We start from the raw sequence: 20116 nt of genomic DNA on the forward strand, positions 1-20116 counted from the left end.
TTGCTTTTTCGGACCCGCCGTAGATGTGAACTGCACCTTCACCGCCTCCATGCGGCTTCCCTTCTTCTTCCCGTGAACCACGACGCGATCGGACGTCTTGAGGTCGTCTGAGGTCGCCGGGGCACCGTCCTTCACGTACTCCGTCTCAGGCGTGAGGACGAATTTCTCCGAACCGTGACTGGTCTTCACCGTCAAATCCGCACCGCTGACGGAGACGACGACGCCCCTCACGTCGTGCCCACCTTCGTGAGCTCCGGAAGCAAGCGGAATTGCCCATGCCGCGAAAGCGAATACCAACAAGGTCGATTTCATGTCCCCGTCCTCCGCTCAGCGATGTTCACGTCGCTGGTCCCGGGAAGGTGCGCTGCCCTTGAGAAATGCCTCGTCCTCCTGCATCTCGCGCCACTCGTCTGGACTCCTCGGCCTTAGACGGTCCATTTCGAGTTTCTCGGCCGGTGTGAGGTGCGGGAGGTGACGGATGAACGCGACAAGGTGCCAGCTCGCGCGACCGCTCTCCTCGCTGCCATCGCCCCAGCCGGGCATGCCGGTGAGGCGGATGCCGTTCTCGATGATGTAGAAGAGCTCGCCGTCGGTGAGTTGCTGGGTGGGCGGCAGCCGCAGGTCGGGTACGCGCGGATACAGGTTGCGACCCATCCCGGTCTGACCATCGCCGTCGTTGCCGTGGCAGATCGCGCAATGATCGGCAAAGTGGGCGCGGCCGGCTGCGAGCACTTCCTTCGACGACGGCTCCGGATTGCGGAGTCGCCGGGACGCATCGGGGATGCCGAGGGGCAGCAGCCGTCGAGCGATGACCGACTCCAGGTGCGTCGGTTCGACCTTTGCGCTGATGCCACCGCGAAAGAGCACCGCGGCGCCTGCAATCAGCACGCCGAGAACGACTGCGAGCAAGAGAGCCAGCGCGATGAAAAGCATTTTCACAGTCCATTCACTCGTCAATGAGGCAGCAGCCGCTCGACGCGGCGGCGTTCCTCGATGCTCGACCAGTCGAGCTCGCCAACGTGACTGAAGGCTACGGCGCCGTCCGGGCCGATGAGGAAGCTCGTCGGCACTGTCTTGATTCCCCACGCGGCGGTCGCGCGGGAATCGCGGTCGAGCAGCAACGGAAAGCGCAGGCCGAGGTCCTCCGCGGCATCCTTTGCGGTGCGTACGCTGCCGCCCATCTGCACCGCCAGGACGACGAATGGCCTGCGCGCGAGCGCGACACGGAGCCGCTCGATGCTGGGCAACTCGTCGCGGCAAGGCTCGCACCAGGTCGCCCAGAAATTGAGCAAGATCACCTTCCCCCGATAATCGGAGAGCCGGTGCGTCGTACCGTTCGCATCGGTGAGCTCCAGCGGCGGCGACGCCGCGAGCAGCGCGGCGACGAGCAGCGCCATCAAACCGCGCGGGCCGTGATGGTGTACTTGAATCGATCGGGTTCGAGCTGATCGAGCCGCTCCCCGCCGGTCTCCCCGTTGGGATACATGAGGAATGGCAGCCGCGGGCCTTTGGAGTTGGGCAGCTCGATGTCGTGACCGGTGTTGTAGGCGAGCCAGTTCATCTCCCAGGATCCGAAGAGGCGTGTGCGCGCAGCCTGAACCTTTTGGTCCTCGAGCGTGAGCTGTCCGGGCGGCTCCTCGAGGATCACCTTGCGCACGTCCGCCGGATCGACCGGGACCCAGCCGACGCCTTCGGCGAAGAACTCGGCGCGGCAGTGCTGGGCCTTGCTGATGACCGGCGTCGATGGGCCGAGGCTCTTGTAGCCCAATGCAGAGCTCGCGACGCGGATGCCGTAGACGTCGCGTGCCGGAACGCCCAGCGATCTGGCGAAGCCGACGAACAGGCCGTTGAGATCGGCGCACTTCCCGCCCAGGTTGCCACTCTCGAGCATCGCCTTGATGTTGCCCGTACCGCATCCGCGCGTTTTCGGATCGCGCAGCGTGTTCTTCACGACCCATTCGTAGATCGCGCGTCCCTTCTCCAGGTCGGTGCGAGCGCCCTTTGCGACTTTCACGAGCGCCGTCTCGCGCATCAGGCCATCACACGGGATCATCTCGGTCGGAGCGGTATAGAGGGCGACCTCGGCGCTGTTGAGCTTGGCCGTGCGTGATCTCGACACGTCGACCGCGCGATCGCGGGTCGCGAAGCGGCTCGTCAGCTCGACGAACGGCGCCTCCTGTCCGGGGGACCACTCGGTGTACAGCAACGGCACGCCGTACTTGCCGACGCGCATCGGCTGCATCCGATTTGCGTTGCCCGTCCAGGTGCTGTCCGCGGCCCGCTGCCAGTCGGTATCGCCAGTGAGCGGCATGGGCAGCCAGGCACGTGAGACGCCCTGTGGTCTGGAGATCTCCGCGCGGGTCGTGACTTCGAAGGTGCGCCAGCCCGACTCCGCACGCAGGCGACGCCAGGGAAGGGCCGCAAGGACCGCGGCACCGAGCAGTTCACGTCGCTTCATGGCGCGGGAAGCTAACGGAGGGCGTGTCAGGCCGCAAGGACCGGGCGCGCTCGCAAGAAGGCCCCGGCCAACGGCGCGCGCTGGACCGCGGTCGTCTCGCGCGGCTCGATTAGTCTCGATCGTCGTGATCGCCGTCCCCATGCGGCTCCGCGATACCGTGGCCGCTTCGGATGAACTGGCCGTTCACGAAGATGTTGTCGACGACGGAGAGGCCAACACCCCGCGGGTCTTCGACGCTGGGAGCGTCGGTGCCCTCGTCGACGATCAGATCGATGCTCTCGATGTTGCTACCGGGCGGGATGGGCGGGAACGCCGTAGCCGCGCCGTTCGCAAAACGGACGCGCGTCCATTCGGTCGGATCCTGCGGCGCAGGTGTCGGGGTGCCGTTTGCGCACCCGCCGATGAAATGAAACGTGGGGTCGTTGTGGCCCTGGCGCGCCACGACATTGAACCGCGGCGAGCCGGCGCCACAATGCGTGCCGTTGCGGTAGTCGAATCCCAGCACGAACGTGCCGTCGACGGCGACCCTGAGTCCCTTCGCGCCGCGAATCGTGGCGCCGGCGGAGGAGCAATCAGCCGTGGGACCGTTCTTGTTGAGAATGAGCCCGGAGTGCGGATCCCTTCTGGAGGCCGCGCCTTTGCTTGAGCCGGTGTCAAGAACGGTCGTATTCAACTGCTGGTCGTTCTTGTCCGGCAGGCCCATTCCGCGCAGCCAAGCCGAGGTGACGATGTTGCTGCCCGGCGGGTACCCGGGCCCGCAGTCTCCAGCGTCGCCGACGAAGACGAACGGCACTGCGCGGAGACCCTCTTCGTCGTCGCCACGAGCGCCGACGCCGATTGCAGCAATGCACGCAATGAGCGCGAGTCGATTGGACATTGGAACCTCCTTGAGCGCGCTTAAACGCACGCTGAAAAAGAACAGTCAAGGCGCTCTGCGGCAAAGCGACGTCGAATATCAGTTCGTAACGAATGAGCGAATGGAGCTCCATTTTGACGTCATTCATCGGACGGGGCCCTCGTACGCCTGCCCGGCAGGTGAGCTACCGCGGGAAATCTTCCAGCTCGCGAGGGCGGCTCCGCCGACGAGGTCGTGGGCGATGGTCGCATGTCTCTGCACGGCGCCTTTCGCAACCAGACGCCGACATTGCAGACGATCGCTGGCCCGAGGTCAACGGGACGGGAATTCGGGGACACGATAGTGAATTCGAAGCGGAAATTCGTATTGTGTCCGCCGAATTTCGGCCCTAAGGCTCGAAGGGATTGAGGCAGTGGCCCGGTTGCGAGGGAGAACCCGAAATCGTCCCTCCGTGCGGGATGCACTAGGAAGGCGGCAGCGTCGCCCGGCGCTCAGAATGCGCGGCACCGCGACATCGACTGCGCCCTCGCGGCGACGAATCGGCCTAGCGCGAGGGGGCCGAACGGGTTCAACAGCGGCGAACGAGGCCCTCGGGTCAGCGCGGCGACGACGCCGACGTGCCTGGGCGCGTGTTCTCCTGGAGGAACTTGAGGAGGCGGCCGTACATCCGCTCTCGCGCGCCGTCGTCGAAGAAGCCGTGGCCTTCCTTCGACTCGACCAGCCACTCCGGCGCGTTTCCGCGCGCCGTCAGTGCGTCGCGCAACGATTCGGCATGACGGATGGGGGCACGCTCGTCCTTGCTCCCGTGGATGAGGAAGACGCGGGCGGCGATCAGGTCCGCGTGCTTCACGGGCGAGGCCTTCGCCAGCGCCTCGCTGTCTTCGCCGACGACGGTGCGCACGTAGCCGCGACCGAGCCGTCGGAGGCTGATGTCGCCGATCCTGGTCAGCAGGTTGAGGTCATAGATCCCTGAATAGCCCGCGGCGCAGCGAAAGAGATCTGGAGCGAGGACGGAGCTCTGGATCGCCGCGTAGCCACCGAAGCTCGCGCCGTAGATGCAGATGCGCTTCGGGTCTCCGAACCCCTTGCGAACGGCGAATCGAGTCGCATCGATGATGTCCTGGACGACGCGATCGCCCCATTTGCGATACCCGGCCTCCTCGTAGGCGAGGCCGTACCCTCCCGATCCGCGGTAGTTCACCTGAAGGACGGCAAAGCCCTCGTGCGCCAGGAGCTGCGCCTCGGGATCGAATCGCCACTGATTCCGGACGGAGTGCGGCCCCCCGTGCGGCAGCACTACCAGCGGCGGCGGCGTGCCGGGCTGCGCATTGGGGGGCATGGTGATGTATCCGTGGATGCGAAACCCGTCGCTTGCGGGAATGTGGAACGCCGACATCTCGGCCATCGAATCGGGCTTCACCCAGGGCCGGACGTCCGCAATCGTCTCCGCGGTCATCGTTGCCACGTCGGCCAGGAGATAGCGTCCCGGGTCCCGGTCGCTGTATACGCGGACCAATGCCTTGCGGTCGTCGTCAGTGGTGCTGACGATCCGGACGTGCTCGTTCGGGTTCGTCACCAGCAGTCCTTGCAGGATGCGGCTGAGAGGATGAGGGGGGTCGAGATACTCGTACGTCGGTAGATCCGGCTCGTATTCCACGGCGACGATGCGCCCGTTCGAGTTGTCCTGGACCGCATCGGAGATGGGGGACGTCTCGCTCTTGCTCACGAGCTTGCGTTCGCCGGTGTCGATCGAGACCAGATAAAGAGCGAATCCTTCGGCGGCCGGCTCGCTCACATACAGCGCGCGCTCGCTCGCGACGAATCCGATGGGAGTGCTCTGGCTGGAGAGACCGCTGATCGACCGGAGCTCGCGCCAGCCCGCGCTGCCTTCGAAGTAGAAATACCTCGCGTTCGCGTTCTCGTCGATTGCGGCGGCGATGCGCAGTTCGCCGTTCTCGTCGGTGAGGAATTCTGCGTTGCGCAGCGGGCTGCGCGCGACGAACGTCTTCAGGCCCGTGTACACGTCGAGCTTGTGGACCTCGGGCACGCGGTCGCCGACGTCGTCCATGTAGGTCTGCTGGATGAGGATCTTGCGGGGATCCTTCCGCAGTGGGCCGATCACGAATCCCCAGGCCCTCTCGGTCGCTGCCTTGCGAATGTGCGAACCCACCTGCTGCTCGCCTGCGCGATAGCCGAAGATCACGCGCCCGCTCGTCCCTGTCGCGTCCACCGCGTAGATCTCACCGCGCGACACAGGGGCGGCGAGATAGCTTTCGTAATCCACCATCTCGATCACGACCCGTTCGTCGTTCGCCCAATAGAAGTCGCCGATGGTGGACTCGCCCTCGGGCCTGAACAAGAAAGTGATCTGACGCGTGGCCAACCGGATGAATGAGAGGGTGCGCTTGCCGCCTTCCTCCGACAATGCAGCGACGAACGTACCCTTCGGAGACAGCTTGGCCGCGGTCACCATCGCGGGCCGCGTGAACACGGCGAGCCCGGTGGGGTCGGACTGGGGAACGAGGGGGGACGCGCTCGATTCGACGTGCTTGCACGATGCAGCCAGCGCGGCGAACACGATCAGGATGGTGCGGACATGCATGGTGTCGAAGTCTCCTTCGTGAGGGGAAAAGAGCCAGCCACTTCGGCTGGGGTCGCGTCAACAGCCAGGATTCGAGCTCCTATGGCCCATTGGCATGTGCTGTGGAGCTGTTCGGCGTCTACCCGAGTGGTTCTACCAGGCAGGCTCGATGGCGTTTACCTCATGACCAAAGATCCGAAAGTACTCGTCGAGAAGAGAGTGAATCACAATGGCCAGCGATTCGTGCTGTTCTGGGACGGATCAGTGAAGTCCTTCGATGATGTCCAGTTTGATAGATTGAAGAGAGATGGATTATCGATGCGGCGCATCGCAAGCCGCCCACAAAGAATCCGAACCCCAAACGAGGGTGCAGTGGCGAAGCAGGTCAGCGCCGACGGCTCCCCGCCAGCAGAGGGATGAGTTCGGTGATACCAGGATTGGCAGCACGAACGAGGTCCCTGAAAACACGACGGGAACATCGTCGACCACAAGGATGGGTCCCTGCGAGGTCATCGCCGTCACTGTGTCGCGCTTGCCTCTCTTGTCGAGCATGGTGGACACGGCGGGATTGTTGCGCGTGAGCACCGTGTGCGATGCGCCGGTATCGATCAACATGTCAGCCGCCACGCCATTGATGGCCGCGGTGACGATGCGGTGGTATTCTTGGAAAAGACCCTCATTCAGGCAGCGATGGAAGTCCAGTTGGCGCACTGGCGCAGAAGAACCTCGAGCAATCCGCTTCAAGGCCGCCTCTTCCGGCTCGTAGCGAAGCTCCTCGCGTCCTAGATCGATGATCAGCGCCCACCCGGAGCGAACCAGATCTTGTGGCGCCAGGATTCCCTCAGTCCCCAACGAGGGATTGATGAAGAAATCGAGCGTGTCAGTGCTGGTTTCACCTGCGAACTGGATCGACACGTCGAAGACGCGCAGCAATCCGACCATGTTTCCGGTTGCATCCACGACCCGCTCCTCGGTATCGCGCGACTTCGCGATCAGGCCGTGCGTCTTGGCGAATCCCCATGGAAGCATGCTCCGAAATGATCCCGTATCCAGCAGGAGAGTGATGGGATGACCCGCCACCGTCGCGCGGACGAGCGGGCGGACACCGCCTGCGCTGGAGCTCTCGACAACCAACGGCGTGAAATGCGCCGTCGGTGGCGGCCGATGAGCACAGGCAACCAGCGAGACAATCCATGCCCAGCCAATCCACGGTACCAATCGCTTTCCAGCCACGATTCCCGTCCTGTTCCGGTTGGCGGCGAGGCTACACCCTTTTCAGCCCGCGATTGAAACCCTCGATGTAGCCGTTGTCCATCGACCGAGCCGCTGCTCGAGTGGCGCGGGCTGACGCCGGAGAACCCCGTCGGACGGCGATGACGCGCGGGTCGTGATAGGGTCCGCCGGATGCGGAGGGTCCTGGCTGCCGTCGCTCTCTCGTTCGCGGCGACGGCTGCCACACCGCACGACGAGATCGCGTCGCTGTTGAACGAGTTTCTCACCAGAGTCGACGACATTGCGATGCACGAGCGTTTCTGGGCCGACGATCTCGTCTACGTCAGCGCCAAGGGCGAGGTACGCAGCAAGGCCAACATCCTCGAGTCGATGCGCGCTGGCGACACGCCCGGCGTTCGCGACAGGAAGCCCGGAGAGCCGAAGACGACGTACTCCGCACAAGAGGTGAAGGTCCGTCCGCTCTGTGCCGGCGTTGCCATGCTCAACATCCGCCTCGTCCAGCACGTCGGCGACAAGACGAACTACTTTCGTAACAGCGGCGCGTTCGTGAAGCGCGACGGCCGGTGGCAGGTCGTGAGCTGGCAGGCGACGCGTGAAGAACCGCCCTCGAGCCATTGACGCCAGCAGTGCTCAAAGCGGGCGCGACTCGAGTGCCTTGAGGACCGCGCGGGTGCGCTCGCGGAGGCCGAACTTGGCCAGGATGCTGGAGACGTGATTCTTGATCGAGCCTTCGGCCGTTTCGAGCGCGTGGGTCTCCTTCTTGCTGTATCCGCCTGCCATCAGACGCACGATTTCGGAATCCGGAAGACATCGGACACCCTGCTGCTGCAGGTCGACGAGCCCGACGCCCTCCACCGTCGACTGGCAGACGCTGGGGCAAGAGTGAACTAGCGGTCCTTTGCGTCCGGACGTGCCTCCCGCAACCGCTCGCGCATGGCCATGGGATCCCGACCCACGCGCCCGGGGTGAATCATGCGCATCGACTGCAGATGGATCGCGCTCCTCCTCTTGGCCGCCTGCGCCGGCATGCGGGATCCGGAGACCGGATCCAACGATTCCGGTTCCTCCGGTCTATTGACGATCACCGCGAGCGCCGACGAAGTCACCGTGGGTGACTCCCCGGTGACCCTGACGGCGGCGCCGGGCGAGGCGAGTTGGAGCCTGCTCGGGCCCGGTAAGCTGTCGGGGGTGACGGGACAGACGACGCAGTATCTGCCGCCCGACAGCCTCGACCTGACCGAGAGCGTGACCGTGACTGCGTCGCGCGGGAGCGACAAGGCGCGCGCCGTCCTGAAGGTACACCCTCGCCTCTCTTATCCCGTTGGACGCCGTCCGGTGGCGATCGGTTTCGACGGCGCCCGGCTCTGGGTCGCGGGCGCCTGGGACTTGGACGTCCTGATCCTCCGCCCGTCGGATGCGGCGCCGCTGGGTCGAGTCGTGGTCAATCACGGTGTCGGCGCGCTCGTATTCGACGGGACGAACATGTGGACCATCAACCCCGGAGCCGATTCCGTCACGAAGCTCCGCGCCGCAGACGGCGCGAATCTGGGAACGTTCCCTGTCGGGAACCAGCCAATCGCCGGCGCCTTCGACGGAACGAATCTCTGGGTCACGAATCGCGGAGACCGGACGGTCACGAAGCTGCGAGCCTCGGACGGAGCCATCCTAGGCACCTTCCCCGTCCCCGGGGGACCGGCGGGGATCGCGTTCGATGGAAAGAACCTCTGGGTCGCCAATCACGACCGGCCACCACCCGGGGGCGCCGGCGAGACTGTCACTTGCGTGCGGCCCAGCGACGGAGCCAACCTGGGGAACGTCTACGTGGGGCCTGCGCCGTGGTTCGTGATCGCCGACGGCTCCGAGCTCTGGGTGACGAGCCTTTACGCCGGCCTGGTCACGCAGCTCGACACCACCTCGGGCGGGCTCTTGCAGACCGGAAGGATCGGCAACGGCGCCAACGTCCAGGGCATGACGGTCGCCCGCGGGTCCCTCTGGTTCGGCTTGGTGCCTGGCTCGGTCGTCAAGGTGAATCCGGCGAACCTGTCACAGCAGGCCTCCTTCACGATCAAAGGGCCGTCGGCGTTCGCTTTCGACGGCACGCGCCTGTGGATCGGGAGCCTGGACGGGAACTCGCTGACGCCGCTCTGACCGGCTACTCGTCCTCGTCGTCTGTGAGCCGGGGCGCGTCGTCGTCGATCGAGGCGGAAAAGATCCGGATGCTGGCCACGCCGCATCTGATCCAGATTGACACCGGATTCACCGGAGACTTCCCGCTGCTGCTCTCGAACAACGCGTCGACCGGCGGTACCTGCTTCGTTGACTCCGGCGGTCCGAATTACCTCGGGAGCAGCAACGTCATCGCTGTCACCTCGTTCGGGCTCAACGGGTCGCGCGGCGGCACCGGGGGAGTGTTCCGCCTCGACCGGCAGAACGTCCTCGATTTCGTGTCGCAGTATCTGAAATAAACGGAACCGTCCAGCGCGATGGGCGCGGCGTCAAGCGGTGCCGCGCCATGCCTCGAGCTTCGGTAGCAGGCCGATCTGCCGAACCACACCTAGATAAGTGGCGTCCCCACGGAGATTCGAAATTCACCAGGCACTTCCACGGAACTCAGCGATGACACACGCGATTTGACCCCGTCGGGGGCAAAGGCGGGGGAACAAGGTTCCTTGCATCCTCCCGAGGGCAGCCGGCTGTCCATCACGCGTTCGACTTCCGCTCAACGATGCGGACGTCCAGGTGTCCACCAAGCGCGCGCGACCTTCTCGAGAAAGTCCAGCCTCGGGACCACCTTGCCGCTCTCGAGCCGCGCGATGTTCGGTTGCTTTTCTCACGAAGTCCCTTCACCTTTCGTGCGAGCTGCAGCCGATCGAACTCAGCCGGAACTCGGGATCCTTCGCGCGCTGATCTCCGATGAACTCGTCGAGGCTGCGCCTGGTGTGAGGATTCTTCTTCTTTGCCATGTCGCCTCCGTTGGCCCCTCAGGGCCTCTTCCCCGTGACCTCTCGGAACCGCAGCTCGGCGGTCTCCACGTCTCCCTGCTTCCAGCCGGATGGCGATCTCATGTACGCGCCCGGCGTGCGGTGGACGGCGGCGCGGCACAAGATTCCGTTGCTCGCGGTGATGCACAACAACCGCGGCTACCACCAGGAAGTCATGCACGTGCAGCGCATGTCGAACTTCCGCAATCGCGTCGTCAACACCGGCAAGGACATGGGCCCGGTCGGCACCGGCATCCACAATCCGGACATCGACTATCGCAAGCTCGCCGAGTCGATGGGCTGGTGGGCGAAAGGCCCGATCAAGAACCCGTCCGAGCTCGGTCCCGCGCTCAAGGAAGCGGTCGCGATGGCCCACGTACGTGAGGCACGGCTGCTGGCAGTGCCATGGCTTCGACGGCCAGGGCAGCATCGCAGGTTCGAAGATTGCGCCGAATCCGCTGCCCTTCGAGGCGTTCTCCGACTTCGTGCGCACCACCGGCGGCGCGATGCCGCCCTATCAAAAGGCGATCCTGTCGGACGAAGACCTCGCCGACATCTACGCCTATCTGCAGTCGGTGCCGAAGGCGCGGGACCCGAAGACGATCCCACTGCTCAATCCGTAGGCGCAAAGCGCTTTCGATAGCAGGCGGTAGACGTGGACGCGGCGCACCTTGCCGGCGCGAGCGTCGAGGCATGCCCGGCACCCGAGATGGACTCGTGAAGTTCGAATTGAGAAGCGCTCGCGTCCATCGCTCACATGGGTTTGTCGCCGGGAACCCCCCACTGCTGCAGCCGGACGACTCCGTTCGAGCTTTGCAAGATGTACCAGTTCCCCTCCTGCGGTCTCCACACGACCAAGTCTGTCCGGCCGTCACCGTCATGATCGCCCGGTACTGGCACATCGCCTGAGAGTCCCCATTGCTGGACGGGAGTCGCTCCGTTGGAGCTATTGATGATCCACCAGGTGCCATCCGACGGTCTCCAGATCGCAAAATCAGTTTTGCCGTCGCCGTCGTAGTCCCCAGGTACGGGGATGTCGCCACGCACACCCCACTGCTGCACGCGACCGCGCCCGGTCGAGCTGTCGATGACCCACCAGGTCCCGTCCGACGGTCGCCAGATCGCAAAATCGGTCTTGCCGTCGCCGTCGTAGTCGCCCGGCACCGGAACGTCTCCTGGCACTCCCCACTGCTGCACGCGACCGCGGCCGCTCGAGCTATCGATCACCCACCAGTTCCCATCGGATGGACGCCAGATGGCGAAATCGGTCTTGCCATCCCCGTCGTAATCACCCGGGACCGCGACATCGCCCGACAGGCCCCACTGCTGGACGCGACTCCTGCCGCTGGAGCTGTCGATGACCCACCACGTTCCGTCCGAAGGACGCCAGATGGCGAAGTCCGTCCGGCCGTCGCCGTCGTAGTCGCCGGAAGCGGGGACGTCCCCCGAGAGGCCCCATTGCTGGACGCGTGGAGTCAACCTGGCACTGTCGAGGATCCACCAGGTGCCGTCGTTCGGTCGCCAGATCGCGAAGTCGCTCTCCCGGTGACCCTCGAAATCATTCGAGCTGACCTTGAGCGCGTTCCGGTGGATGAAGGCGGCCGCGCGCGTGTTTGTCACGGGAATGTCGTCGGGGATCCCCCATTGCTGGATGCGCATGCCCGTGCCGCTGCCGATGATCCACCAATTGCCGTCGGTCGGCCTCCAGATCGCGACGTCGGTCCTGCCGTCGCCGTCGTAGTCACCAGGCACCGGAATGTCGCCTTCCACTCCCCACTGCTGGATCGTTTGCGCTCCGGTGGAACTGCTCAGGACGATCCAATTGCCGTCCGCCGGACGCCAGACCGCGAGGTCCGTCCTCCCGTCGCCGTCGTAGTCGCCGGGAACCGGCACGTCACCCGGTATGCCGAGGCGCCGTACGTCTGTCGCCCCGGTCGAGCTATTCACGATCCAGAAATCCCCGGCACTCGGGCGCCAGATCGCGAAGTCCGTCTTGCCGTCGCCGTCATAGTCCCCGGGCACCGGGATGTCTCCGGGAAGCCCCCACTGCCGGACGGTGGCGATACGCGTAGCGTTGCTCATCACCCACCATTCGCCGGTCGCGGGACGCCAGATGGCGAAATCGGTCCTCCCGTCGCCGTCGTAATCGCCCGGGACCGGTATGTCGCCCGGGACGCCCCACTGCACCACGTCCGAAAAGGGATACCCGATGCTGCTGGGGACGAAGTACCAGTTCCCCTCGGCAGGCCGCCACACCGCGAAATCCGTGATCCCGTCATTGTCGTAATCTCCGGGGACCGGTATGTCGCCGGGTAGACCCCACTGCTGCGTGAACGAGGCGCCGGTCGCGTTGTCCATGATCCACCAGGTCCCGTCCGTCGGTCGCCAGATGGCGAAGTCGCTTCGCCCGTCCGCGTTGTAATCGCCCGATTTGACGATCGACGCAGCGGGATTTCGCACCAGGGACGGCGCGCCGATGCAAGCCGCTAGATCGTCGCGCGCTGTCTCCAGGTTCGTGGTGTACGCCGTGGGCGCGGCGGGATCGGGATAGTTGCTGGCGTGGTAGGTGCTTCCGGAATTGCTGGCGTTCATCGGGAAGACGCTTAGCGCGTTCCGCCGCGCGCGTGCAGGATCCTTCTGCGCGCACATCCGGAGGTATTCGTAGTCCTCGAGTCCCTCGCGAAGCATCTTAAGGCGATAGCTGGCGACGGGCTCATGCGAGCTGCCGCCGATCGTTGCGGGCGTGCCAGCGTATACGAACGTCCCGTCGCCGTTCCCCGTCGACCCCGAGAGGCCGCCGGTGTTCCACGCCGTGCCGATTAGTTGCGCGACATCGAAGTACATCATTCCTGAAGGAGCGTTGTCCGGATTGTAGATGAAGTGCATCCATGGTTCCGCCCGGTTCTGCACGCCGATTGCGTCGACGACGAAGCTGATCCAGTTGACATGGGTGGGATCGCCGCACCCGTTCGAAGTTGAGCAGCTCTGATAGCCCCAGCGATACCTGTTAGGTCGTCCTAGGAACGATCCATAGGTCGGCGCGAGGTTCCCGGTTTGCGGCTTGTCGAGCTGGTCCCAGAGTGGAATCAGGATGTCGAGGAAGTTGCCGCCGCCATGCACTTGAACGAAGTTCGTGTAGTCCGAGAGCTGCGCGTTCGCGCTCGTGCGAAAGTTCGGGAAGGCGGCCTGGATGATGTTCGCTCGCGCGGCGGTCATGTCCCAAGTCGTGAGCCTGCCGACCTGCGGCTCGTCCCCGGTGTAGTCGAACATGATCGGAAACCACGCTTGTCCCATCGCGTACTGCCCCCAGTTACGTGCCTTGTCGCGCTTGACGGAATCCGTGTCACGGGCGTTGAACCACGGGTAGATCAAGCTTGTGGCCCTGGCGCCGGCGAGCTGGCGCGCGTTGCCGTCCGTGCCGTTGATGAGACCTGCATAGTCGCGCGTGAAGCGCGCTTCGACGTTGGCGTAGTCGAGCGATCCGACGGTGTTGCTGTCGTCCGGCAGGCGGATCGTTATGCGATGGTCGAGCAGGAACCGACCATAGAAACGGCTCCAGAAGTGGAATGAATCCACCGTTGCGCACGAGGTGCCTCCGGCATGAGCGGCGCAGGTCGCGTCCACCGAAAAGCCGAAGAACGACGGCAAGGAGCTCGTCGAAGAAAGCCGGAACGGACGCACCGTGAGGCCGATTGCGACCGAGCCGCTGAACGGCGTTCCATCCGGGAAGGATCCCGACACGTTCACCGACCCGCTGTAGTGCGCGGCGGCGGTCCCGTCCGGAACGTGCACGTCTACGAGAACGACACGGTTCTCGTTCGCGGGTACCGCGAACGGGAAGGCGCTCCTGGTCTCCGTCGTGACTGCTTCCCGCCATCCGTTCGGTTGGCATCCGGCGGTTCCGGCCGAGCAGGGCGAGGCCGTCGTTGTGGTTTCCTGAGCAGGGATGAGCGGGTCGGGGTAGGGAATTGGATTCGTCGCGCTCGCTCCGACGGCGCCCTCGTTGTTCGTCGGGGCAGTGAGGTTGACGAGCTCCTCGCGATATAGCCGAATCGAATCGGCGGGGATTGTGGATGTCGTTCCGTCGCGGGTCAGCACGGGTTTATCGACCCTCAATCCCACGAGCCCGGTCGCACCACCGGAAACGACGACCTGGAGCGCCTCGAACTCGTTCTGCGCGGCCTTGAGCTGCGCGCAGCTCGTCACCGCCGGCGGCGCAGCCCTGGGCAACACCTTGAGTGAAGAGCACACAACGGTCACGGACGCGCCGCGAGCCGCACCGGCTGCGAAAGCCGCCAGAGCAATTGCCAACACGCACTTGTTCGTCATTGATCCCCTCCCGGTGAAGGCGAGGGGTGCAGTACCGCGAGCAAGCGAGCCCTCGCGCAGGAGGAGTCGTCATGCTGACCGGTACTCGACGTTCAAACACTGCGCGTGTGCGGACGTGAACGGCGAGACGCGATTGAATCAATTCGCAGTCGGCGCCTGCAAAAGTGCGCGATCTACGCCATCGTCAGATTGTGCGCGCGGCGTGCCATCGCCGCGGTGTTCGTTACCGGAACGGCGCGTCGGGACTTCGTGCACGCACGTGTGACGCGAGACGTGCCTACCGCTGCGGCGTCGACATGCCCCACCGCACCACGGTGTGCCGCTCGATCCAGCGGAACAGAAGGTTCTCGACCACGAGGTCGATCAGCACCACCGTCACGAGGCCAGCGAAGACCAGCTCCGTGTTCATCTCAGAAGCGGTTCCCGCCGTGCTCGCGTTCGTGTTGCTCGCTGGCGAGGCGGGGCTTCGGCGAGACGAGATCATCGCATTCGATCTGACCGATGCCGACTTCAGGCGCGGCCAACTCACTATCGCCCGATCCGACTGGTGCGGCCAGATTGGTACGACCAAGGGAGGCAAGACGCGACGGGTCCCGATGACCACGCGTCTCACTGCGGCCCTGCAGGCGATCAGGCACCTTCGAGGGCCGAGGATGCTCTACCACCGCAACGCGGGGCCGGTGAGCGAGAACGCCCTGCGGAACTGGATGGAACGCGCGGAGCGAGCCGGTGGCCTTGCCGTGACCGGCCACATCCACCAGCTGCGACACACCTTCTGCTCGCATCTCGCGATGCGTGGAGCCCCGGCGAAAGCGACTCAAGAGTTGGCCGGCCATGCGGACCTCTCGACCACGATGCGCTACATGCACTTGTCGCCAGCGTCGCTCAACCAGGCGATCCGGTTGCTCGAGCAGCGCGGTCCGATCGGGGGCAACAGCGGGACAACCAAGGCTGAAGAGAAACAGAACTGAAGGCCTGGGCCTCTAGACGATGGGGACGTCGAGCGCGCCCGTTTAGCACAACTACTGACCGCTGTGCACAGCTCCGAGCTGCACCACTTCGAACGCGCTCGCGGGGACCGTCTTCAGCTGATCGAGATCGGTGATCGACCAGCGTGAATCCTGAGCGCCAGCCACCGACCAGAACTGGCCACCTGCGCTGTCCGTGACGAACATGCCGTACCTCTGCAGGGCGCGAAGGATCACCAGCGAGGCTCCGTTGAATCGGGAAAGATCGAAATCCGCCCGCAGCCGGGCGCGCAGGCCCATCGGCGGCGCGTAAGTCGCGTTGGTGCTGCCCGACGAGTGCGTTGCCGGCGCGACGTACGCGTGCGCGGTTCCGCCCGCGATGAACGCGAGCGCGTGCCGGATCTCGCCTTGATCGACCGCCTCGTCGTAGCGCGCCAGCCCGGGAAGAATGGGCAGGCCGGCAGCGGTCGCCGACGTCCATCCGTCGGGTCGCGGTGCGCCCGAAGCCAGATCGAAGATCGCGCCAGAGTCGGCGTGGAATCCGGAACCGGAAGCGTAGGTGTTGTACGTCTCGTAGATCCTGCACTCGTCGCGGACGAGGACGGTCGCGTGTCGATCCTCGTTCGCCTGGATGGGAAGGTCTCGCGGAAACGGATAAGGACCAGGCTCGCTCTGCGACGCATAGAGGAACGACATCGGCACACGCGCCTGATCCGCGGGGACGACGACGAACGGCTGGCCATACTGCCCGCCGAAGTCGGGCTGCAGATACAGCGAAGAGGCGCCCATGAACGCAAGGTAGTCGGCGGAGTGCGAATCGACCGGCTCTGATGACACGTCGCGGTTCCACGCGTTGTCGGGAGGAAACACCGGGCAACCCGCGAGCGTCGGACCGCGAGACACCACGCCAGCGTCCGCCTGCGGGACGCCGCCGTCCTCTGGCGGGACCACGGAAGCGTCGGGAGACGCGACGGAACCGGCGTCACCGGGCGAGCGAGCCATAGGCCCCCCGCACGCGGAGAGGGCGAGCAGAGCCCAACCAATGCGCATCTACAAATTCAAATATCGGCCGACGTCGATTTCAACCCGTTCGCAGGGCGTGCATGGGATCGACGGCGCCTGCTCGCCTGGCCGCGATCCAGCTCGCCACGAACGCCACGGCGATGAGCAGCGACGGAGCGGCGATGAAGCTCGTGGCGTCCGTCGCAACGAGACCAGGCACGATCGCCGGCAACGCCCGCGCAGCTCCCACGGAGAGCACCGCTCCAACGGCGAGGCCTCCCAGCGAGAGTCGCAGCCCCTCACCGATCACCATGCGCACCACGCGACCCGCGGTCGCTCCGAGCGCGAGCCGGACTCCGATTTCGCGGCGCCGCTGCATCACCGACCATGCCAGCAGTCCGTACAGACCGGTCGCCGCCAGCAACAGTGCCGCTCCGGCAAACAACGCCATCACCAGCGTCTGGAACCGCCGTGGCGCCAGGGCTGCGCCCACGACTTCGTCGAAGGGACGCACGTCAGCGGCGACGTTCGCGTCCACCTCCCGGATGGCTTCGCGCAAGGCGGAAGCCGCAAGCCCCGGCGCACGCAGGGCGACGAACGATCGCGACGTGAAGTAGGGGACGGCGTCCGGCGCAAGCTGCGCCACAGGCATGTACAACGTCGGCAGCGGCTCCTCGTCGAGGGCGAAATGGCGGACTTCGCCCACCACACCGACGATCTCCACGTCGCGGCCGTCGTCGAATACGAGGTGCGTACCGAGCGGGTCCAAGCCGCCGAGGTACTTGCGGACCAGCGCCGCGTCGGCGATGGCCACCTTCCGTCCCCGCGCGTCGTCTCCGGAATCGAAGTGGCGCCCCGAGAGCAGGGGAATCCCGAGCGCTGCGATCCAGCCCGGCGAAGACCAGCGCGTCTGCGCCGCGGGAGCCTCGGCGGCGGTCAGGGGCGGCCGGCCGACGACGGCGAAGTCGGCTCGCACATTGAGGCCCGTCAGCGGCAGCACCTGGCCGATTCCGGCGCCTCGGGCACCTGGAAGCGTTTCGAGGCGGGACAGGAGGCGCTCCGCGAAGCGCTGTACGTCGGCCGCGCTCGCGTATCCCTCCCGAGGCAGCGAGATGCGCGCCGTGAGGACGCCCTCGGGACGGAAGCCAGGCTCGGCACCCTGCAAGCGGACGAAGCCGCGACCGAGAAGTGCTGCCACGGTCAGCAGCAGTCCGGTGAGGGCGACCTCGACGAGCACCGCTGCTCGCCGTGCACGCGCGGCGGTGTGCGACCCGATCCCTTCGGCGAGAGCCTCGCGGGCGTCGCCCCGACCTGCCTGAAGCGCGGGCGCAAGCGCTGCGGCCAGCGCCACCAGCACGGAGACCAGGAGCGCGCCGGCAGCCACCCAGGGATCGACTCCAGCATGCGAAGCGCGCGGCAGGTCGCGCGGCCCTAGCTGGACGAGCACGGCGATGAGCCACCGCGCGAGGCCGATGCCGAGAATGCCACCGGCCGCGGCGACCAATGCAGTCTCGACCAACACCTCGCTGGCGAGCTGCAGCGGCCGTGCCCCCAGCGCCGCACGCACGGCAAACTCCTCGCGGCGGGAAGCGCCCCGCGCCAGCAACAGTCCGGCGAGATTCGCGCAGCCGGCCAACACCAGGAGCCCCACGCCGCCCGCGAGCAACCACAGTGGACGCCGCACGGCGCCCACGAGCTCGTCGACGAAGGCGTACGCGCGAGGTGGCGCCGTCTTCACCGCCTCGGCGTACTCCGCCTTGAGGCGCTGTTGCGTAGCCTTCAGCTCCGCCTGGAGGGACACCCGGGTGGCGGCGGGCCGAAGGCGTCCGAACGCGCGAATGAAGTTGTTTCCGCGCTGCGCGCGGCGCGGGTCACTGCGCAGATCGAAGGGGACCCACACCTGGGCGTCGAAGTTCGGCAAGACCCACTGAGGCGGCAGCACGCCGACGATCTCGTAGGGATCGCCGTTGAGCGTCAGCGTTTGTCCGACTGCGCGCGGGTCCGCGCCAAACCGGCGCCTCCAGAGATCGTGGGAGAGGACCACCACCCTGCGCTGCTCGTCGGCGGAATCGAAGGCGCGCCCAGCCACGGGGGTGAAGCCGAGGACGGTCATCCCGTTCGCGGACATTCTCGCTCCCTGCACGCGCTCCGGCTCTCCCCTTCCTGAGAGCGTCGTGTCCCATTGGGCGCACGCGACGAGATCCGCTCCCCGGGTGGCGGCGACGTGGTCCAGGAACTCCGGGACGGAGAAGAACGCCTTGTCGCGGTCGACGCGGCTCGCCCAGATCCAGACCAGCTGGTCTGCATCGCGAAAGGGCAGCGGCCGCAGCACGACAGCCTCGAGCAGTCCGCCAATCGAGGCAGCGGCGCCGATCGACATCGCCAGGAGCGCCATCGCCGTTGCGCTGAACGCCGGCGCGGCACGGAGCCGGCGTACCGCCTGCCGCAGCATGAAGCTACTGTATCATGGGTGATACAGTAGAATCATCACGCGGTGAGACGCGCCGTCTCGTCCTTCTTCCCGAAGATCCGCGCCCCGAGCACCCCGAGCTCGTAGCAGATCATCATCGGGAGGGCCATCAGCGCCAGGTTGAACGGATCGCCCGTGGGCGTGACGAAGGCGGCGATGATCACGTTCAGGATGATCGCGTGCCGCCGGTACTTGCTGAGGAACTTGTAGTCCACCACGCCCATCATCGCGAGGAGCGTGAGGATCATCGGGAGCTCGAAGATGATGCCGAAGGCGAGCACCAGGAGCATCACCAGACCGAGCTGCTGGTCCATCATCAGCACCGGCGTGATGTTCGGACCCGTGTTCTTGATCAGGAAATCGAACGTCGGCGGCAGAATGACCACGTAGCAGAAGACGGCGCCACCCAGGAAGAAGAGGGTCGCTGCGACCACGAACGGGACGATCTTGCGCCGCTCGCGGCGGTATAGGCCCGGGGCGACGAACAACCAGATCTGCCAGAAGATGAAGGGCGAGGCGACGAACAGTCCGGCATACAGGCCGACCTTCAGGTAGATGAGAAAAGGCTCTATGGAGGACGCGAAGTGCAGCGCCTTCTCTCCCTCGGGGAGCGCCGCGAAGACCGGCAGCATGAGGAAGTGGAAGATCTGCTGCGACCAGTAGTACGAAGCGGCGAAGCCGAGCAGCAGCCAGATCAGCGCCCACTTGAGCCGCTTGCGCAGCTCCATGAGGTGATCGCGCAGCGAGAGCTGAACGTCGTCTTCCGGTCCTGCGCTGGCGGCTGCGGGCTTGGGCAGCAGTGCCGGGCTCACGCCTTGGGCTCCGGTGCGGGAGCCGGCGGCGGCGATTCCGGTTGCCGCGGCACGGCGCCCTCGGGAGCGACGAGCTTGAGCTGCGATTCCGCTGCGGCACGACGCGCGGCGGCGCGAGCGGCGCCCGGGTCATCCGCGGGATTCGTCGGAGCGGCAGGCAGCTCCGCCGGCTTCGCGCCTTCTTCCGCTTTCGGCGCATCGGGCACCGGCGCGATCATCTTCTGCGGCTGCTGGTCGAGATCGATCCGCGCGATCTCGGACTCGAACTGTCCCTTGATGTCGTCCGTCGCCTTGCGCAGCTCGCGGAGGCCTTTGCCCAGCGACCGCGCGAGCGACGGCAGTTGATCCGGCCCCAGCAGCAGAAGCGCAAGGGCGAGGATGATGATGACCTCGGTCATCGAGAGGCCGCCGAGCATGGGCCCTTTC

17 protein-coding genes and 2 pseudogenes are annotated in these 20116 nt (G+C 65.7%); 6 read left to right on the top strand and 13 right to left on the bottom strand.

Features of this window, described 5'->3' with window-relative positions; genetic code table 11:
* The 7 genes from E6J58_13930 to E6J58_13960 all read right to left on the bottom strand — a co-directional run.
* On the bottom strand, positions 1-231 hold a 231-nt coding region (locus tag E6J58_13930; protein TMB36307.1), incomplete at its 3' end, for a hypothetical protein.
* 96 nt (positions 232-327) lie between these two features.
* The gene (locus tag E6J58_13935; GenBank protein TMB36308.1) at positions 328-933 is read right to left on the bottom strand and encodes a c-type cytochrome; all 606 of its coding nucleotides are present in this window, start codon (positions 931-933) and stop codon (positions 328-330) included.
* Between the two features lie 20 nt (positions 934-953).
* Positions 954-1397: a TlpA family protein disulfide reductase gene (locus tag E6J58_13940; GenBank protein ID TMB36309.1), complete on the bottom strand. Its 444-nt coding sequence runs from the start codon at positions 1395-1397 to the stop codon at positions 954-956.
* Positions 1397-2458, bottom strand: coding sequence for a transglutaminase domain-containing protein (locus tag E6J58_13945; GenBank protein TMB36310.1), 1062 nt, complete (start codon positions 2456-2458; stop codon positions 1397-1399). Before E6J58_13945 ends, E6J58_13940 begins: the two co-directional genes overlap by 1 nt.
* A gap of 109 nt (positions 2459-2567) precedes the next feature.
* Positions 2568-3335, bottom strand: coding sequence for a hypothetical protein (locus E6J58_13950; protein TMB36311.1), 768 nt, complete (start codon positions 3333-3335; stop codon positions 2568-2570).
* A 574-nt stretch (positions 3336-3909) separates the two neighbouring features.
* Complete coding sequence (locus E6J58_13955; GenBank protein ID TMB36312.1) at positions 3910-5916, bottom strand: S9 family peptidase; 2007 nt, start codon at positions 5914-5916, stop codon at positions 3910-3912.
* Between the two features lie 291 nt (positions 5917-6207).
* Complete coding sequence (locus E6J58_13960; GenBank protein TMB36313.1) at positions 6208-7128, bottom strand: hypothetical protein; 921 nt, start codon at positions 7126-7128, stop codon at positions 6208-6210.
* A 171-nt stretch (positions 7129-7299) separates the two neighbouring features.
* Between E6J58_13960 and E6J58_13965 the strand changes: the two genes are divergently transcribed.
* Positions 7300-7746 carry a nuclear transport factor 2 family protein gene (locus E6J58_13965; GenBank protein ID TMB36314.1) on the top strand — a complete coding sequence of 149 codons (447 nt, stop codon included), beginning with the start codon at positions 7300-7302 and terminating at the stop codon, positions 7744-7746.
* Positions 7747-7758: 12 nt separating this feature from the next.
* On the opposite strand, the gene E6J58_13970 is transcribed toward E6J58_13965, so the two are convergent.
* Entirely contained in the window at positions 7759-7908 is a 150-nt protein-coding gene (locus E6J58_13970) for a response regulator transcription factor (protein ID TMB36315.1), read from the bottom strand.
* Positions 7909-8100: 192 nt separating this feature from the next.
* Here E6J58_13970 and E6J58_13975 point away from each other — a divergent pair, with 192 nt between their 5' ends.
* From E6J58_13975 to E6J58_13990, 4 genes and pseudogenes are all read left to right on the top strand, one after another.
* Entirely contained in the window at positions 8101-9276 is a 1176-nt protein-coding gene (locus E6J58_13975; GenBank protein TMB36316.1) for a hypothetical protein, read from the top strand.
* 23 nt (positions 9277-9299) lie between these two features.
* Positions 9300-9593, top strand: coding sequence for a S1 family peptidase (locus E6J58_13980; GenBank protein ID TMB36317.1), 294 nt, complete (start codon positions 9300-9302; stop codon positions 9591-9593).
* A 496-nt stretch (positions 9594-10089) separates the two neighbouring features.
* A pseudogene (locus E6J58_13985) lies at positions 10090-10476 on the top strand (thiamine pyrophosphate-binding protein).
* Entirely contained in the window at positions 10370-10732 is a 363-nt protein-coding gene (locus tag E6J58_13990) for a cytochrome c (protein ID TMB36390.1), read from the top strand. The pseudogene E6J58_13985 and the gene E6J58_13990 overlap by 107 nt, the downstream one beginning before the upstream one ends.
* Positions 10733-10862: 130 nt before the next feature.
* Here the strand turns inward: E6J58_13990 and E6J58_13995 are convergent, their stop codons facing one another.
* Positions 10863-14438, bottom strand: a complete 3576-nt coding sequence (locus E6J58_13995) for a DUF4091 domain-containing protein (protein ID TMB36318.1) — start codon at positions 14436-14438, stop codon at positions 10863-10865.
* A gap of 296 nt (positions 14439-14734) precedes the next feature.
* Here E6J58_13995 and E6J58_14000 point away from each other — a divergent pair, with 296 nt between their 5' ends.
* Positions 14735-15409 (top strand): site-specific integrase, encoded by a 675-nt coding sequence (locus E6J58_14000; GenBank protein TMB36319.1) that lies wholly within the window; start codon positions 14735-14737, stop codon positions 15407-15409.
* A 51-nt stretch (positions 15410-15460) separates the two neighbouring features.
* Here the strand turns inward: E6J58_14000 and E6J58_14005 are convergent, their stop codons facing one another.
* From E6J58_14005 to E6J58_14020, 4 genes and pseudogenes are all read right to left on the bottom strand, one after another.
* The gene (locus E6J58_14005) at positions 15461-16195 is read right to left on the bottom strand and encodes a hypothetical protein (protein ID TMB36320.1); all 735 of its coding nucleotides are present in this window, start codon (positions 16193-16195) and stop codon (positions 15461-15463) included.
* A 292-nt stretch (positions 16196-16487) separates the two neighbouring features.
* Positions 16488-18860 carry an ABC transporter permease gene (locus E6J58_14010; GenBank protein TMB36321.1) on the bottom strand — a complete coding sequence of 791 codons (2373 nt, stop codon included), beginning with the start codon at positions 18858-18860 and terminating at the stop codon, positions 16488-16490.
* 35 nt (positions 18861-18895) lie between these two features.
* Complete coding sequence (gene tatC / locus E6J58_14015; GenBank protein TMB36391.1) at positions 18896-19606, bottom strand: twin-arginine translocase subunit TatC; 711 nt, start codon at positions 19604-19606, stop codon at positions 18896-18898.
* 335 nt (positions 19607-19941) lie between these two features.
* Positions 19942-20088: pseudogene (locus tag E6J58_14020) on the bottom strand (Sec-independent protein translocase TatA).
* Between the last annotated feature and the right edge of the window lie 28 nt (positions 20089-20116).

It is taken from the genome of Deltaproteobacteria bacterium, assembly GCA_005879535.1.
Taxonomy (GTDB): Bacteria; Myxococcota; Myxococcia; order Myxococcales; family 40CM-4-68-19; genus 40CM-4-68-19.